The sequence below is a fragment of the Bacillus sp. P14.5 genome (genome assembly GCF_003316765.1).
Lineage (GTDB): Bacteria > Bacillota > Bacilli > Bacillales > Bacillaceae_B > Rossellomorea.
This window is the reverse complement of sequence record NZ_NIJF01000085.1, coordinates 1-2,832: the sequence shown is the minus strand read 5'-3', so window position 1 is coordinate 2,832 and position 2,832 is coordinate 1. Positions and strand designations below refer to the sequence as shown.

The 2,832-nt window shown below is 57.5% G+C and carries 3 protein-coding genes; 1 reads left to right on the top strand and 2 read right to left on the bottom strand.

What is annotated here, in order from left to right:
- Both B9Z54_RS16395 and B9Z54_RS16390 read right to left on the bottom strand, forming a co-directional pair.
- A partial coding sequence (locus B9Z54_RS16395) for a (Fe-S)-binding protein (RefSeq protein ID WP_240189973.1) occupies window positions 1–1,017 on the bottom strand: 1,017 nt, incomplete at its 3' end.
- Window positions 1,014–2,414 carry an FAD-binding oxidoreductase gene (locus B9Z54_RS16390; RefSeq protein ID WP_240189974.1) on the bottom strand — a complete coding sequence of 467 codons (1,401 nt, stop codon included), beginning with the start codon at window positions 2,412–2,414 and terminating at the stop codon, window positions 1,014–1,016. The genes B9Z54_RS16395 and B9Z54_RS16390, both read right to left, overlap by 4 nt.
- A gap of 146 nt (window positions 2,415–2,560) precedes the next feature.
- Here B9Z54_RS16390 and B9Z54_RS24950 point away from each other — a divergent pair, with 146 nt between their 5' ends.
- Window positions 2,561–2,770 (top strand): hypothetical protein, encoded by a 210-nt coding sequence (locus tag B9Z54_RS24950; RefSeq protein ID WP_162785261.1) that lies wholly within the window; start codon window positions 2,561–2,563, stop codon window positions 2,768–2,770.
- Window positions 2,771–2,832: the final 62 nt, after the last annotated feature.

Genomic DNA, 2,832 nt, shown 5'->3' with positions numbered 1-2,832 from the left:
GTTACGCAAGTGGCACGAGTCTTGGTACGTGATGACTTGCTCCGGAAGTGTGAGCGGCACCCGGTCGAGGAAACCGACCTCAATTAAAATTGAGGCGAAGTCCTTGATTTTGGCCGTGAACCGTTCCGCGCGTTCGGCCCATTTCGGGTCGTGCTTCAACAAGTGGTCGTAACCGACGAGGAACGCGCCGCAACCGCCGGCGTTCGTAATGATATAGTCGACGTCCTCATTCTCAAACGCCGCGATGTTTTGCTTGGCGAGCGTGACGGCGCCCGTCTGTTCACCGGCATGGCCGTGCAGCGCGCCGCAACACTGTTGCGCTTTTGGGATGACGATGTCACAGCCTGCCGCCTGAAGCAGTTTGATCGTGTTCGCGTTCGTCTCATAGAACATCGTGTCCATCAAACAACCGCTGAAGAAGGCGACCCGGGCCGTCGTCGACCCCGTCGCCGGGATTCGCTCCGGACGGCCTCTTCGCTCGGTCTTCGGCGGGACCGTCGGTAAAATCGTCTCCATCTTCTGGATCTGGTCCGGGAACCAGTCGAGGATGCGGAGCTTATGGGTGAGCGTCTGGACACCAGACTGTTGATAGAAGCGGAGGAAGCCTGTCGCCGTCTCCATCTTCGCTTTGTTCAAGAATAGCCCGTCAAAGACGACTTTGCGGACGATCCGTTCGCGGACAGGCATCTGTCCGGTCGCCCGTTTATGCTCGGTGATGGCGGCGCGGGCGTCCTCAAGCAAGACGCTATAACGCACTCCGGCCGGGCATGCCGGCTCGCAGGCGAGACAGCCGAGACATTCGTTGAGCGTCTTCTCGACGCCCGCATCCGGTTCGATCAACCCGTCGACGACACCTTTCATGATGGCGATGCGACCGCGCGGGGAGGCGGACTCGTCTTTCGAACGGATGTACGTCGGGCACGTCGGCAGGCAAAAGCCGCAGCGCATGCAGCCGAGCATCTCTTCATAGTCGAGCTTGTCGGTCATGCGATTGGCGAGTTCGGGCGTCTGCTTCATGATTTCCCTCCTTGGACGATGCGTTTCTTCGCCGCTTTGGCGAACATCTTCTGTGGATTCATGATGCCGTGCGGGTCGAAGGCGAGCTTGATGCCTTTCATGACGTCAATCCCGGCCGGTCCGAGCTTCCATTCAAGGTATGGGGCTTTCATCGCCCCGACCCCGTGCTCGCCGGTGATCGTCCCGCCGAGGTCGAGCGCGGCGGCGAAAATATCGGCGAACGCTGCTTCGACACGTTCCATCTCTTCATGGTTCTGGGCGTCGGTCGCGACCGTCGGATGGAGGTTGCCGTCCCCGGCATGACCGAACGTGGCGATTTGAATGTCGTACGTGCGGCCAATCGCTTCGATGCGTCGGACCATCTCGGCGATCTCGCTCCGCGGCACGGTCGCATCTTCTAAAATCGTCGTCGGGCTGAGCCGGGCGAGGGCGGACAAGGCGATGCGGCGGGCGTAACGCAACGTCTCGGCATGCGTCTCGTCACGGGCCACTTCGACCGACAAGGCGCCTTCGGCTAGACAGACGGCGTGCATCGCCTCGATATCACTCCGGACGACGTCACGCGGTCCGTCTTGTTCTAATAGAAGGAGAGCGCCGACGTCTGTCGGCAGTCCGATGTTCGCATACGCTTCGACGACCTCGATCGTCTTCTTGTCCATGAACTCGAGCGTCGCCGGGATGACGCGGTTCTCGATGATGCGGCTCACCGTCCGGGCCGCGCTGTCCAAGTCCTCGAAATGGGCCAACATCGTCTGTTTCGTCTCGGGGAGCGGGATGAGCTTCAGTGTCGCTTGCGTGATGACGGCGAGCGTCCCTTCCGAGCCGACGAGGAGACGGGTCAAATCATACCCGGCCACGTCTTTGGCGAGCTTGCCGCCCGTGTGGAGCACCTCACCGTTCGGGAGCACCGCTTCGAGCGCGAGCACGTAGTCAGCCGTCACGCCATATTTCAACCCACGGAGACCGCCAGAGTTCTCGCTAATGTTGCCGCCGATCGTCGAGATTTTCATCGAGCTCGGGTCTGGCGGGTAAAAGAGTCCTTTTGACTCGACAGCTTCAGCCAAATGGAGAGTGATGCAACCTGGTTCGACCGTCACCGTCAAATTTTTCTCATCAATCTCGACGATACGGTCCATATGGCGAAAATCCATGACGACACCGCCCGAGAGTGGCGTCGTCCCGCCGGCAAGGTTTGTCGCCGACCCGCGGGGGATGACGGGAATGCGGTGTTCGTGACAGAGTCGTAACACGGCTTGCACGTCCTCGGTCGAGCGGGGCGCGACGATCGCGTCGGGCATCGCTTGGTAGTTCGGTGTCGCGTCAAACGAATAGGCGAGACGGGTCGTCGGATCCGTGAAGACGATGTCGGCACCGATTTCCTCACGTAATTGCTTCATCCAGTCCATAGGTGTTCCTCCTCACACGCATCAAAACGAGTTCGATGCGGGCGTCGGTTTCGAAAGTCACAAAATCGACACAATTTTAGGTAGCGCTTACATCGTAATCGTAGCCATTCGAACTGGTATTGTCCACCCATTTCGGGTTGACAGGAAAGGCTTTCCAGACGATTGGTCGTTTGAAAAGCGGGTGTGATATTCATCACTACAAATTCGTCAGAACCCCTCGACATGACAAAAAGATAATCGGTATACTGATACAGGACGATGAAAACGATTTCAAAATCGGGTCAACGTTTGATTCAAAACCTTTTGTGAACGTAAGCCGTTTTGCCATTGTAATTTCCAAAACGTGAAGGTATAACTGAACTATTCTTCATCTGATTCGTAATGTGAAATGTTATAAAGTCAACATTTT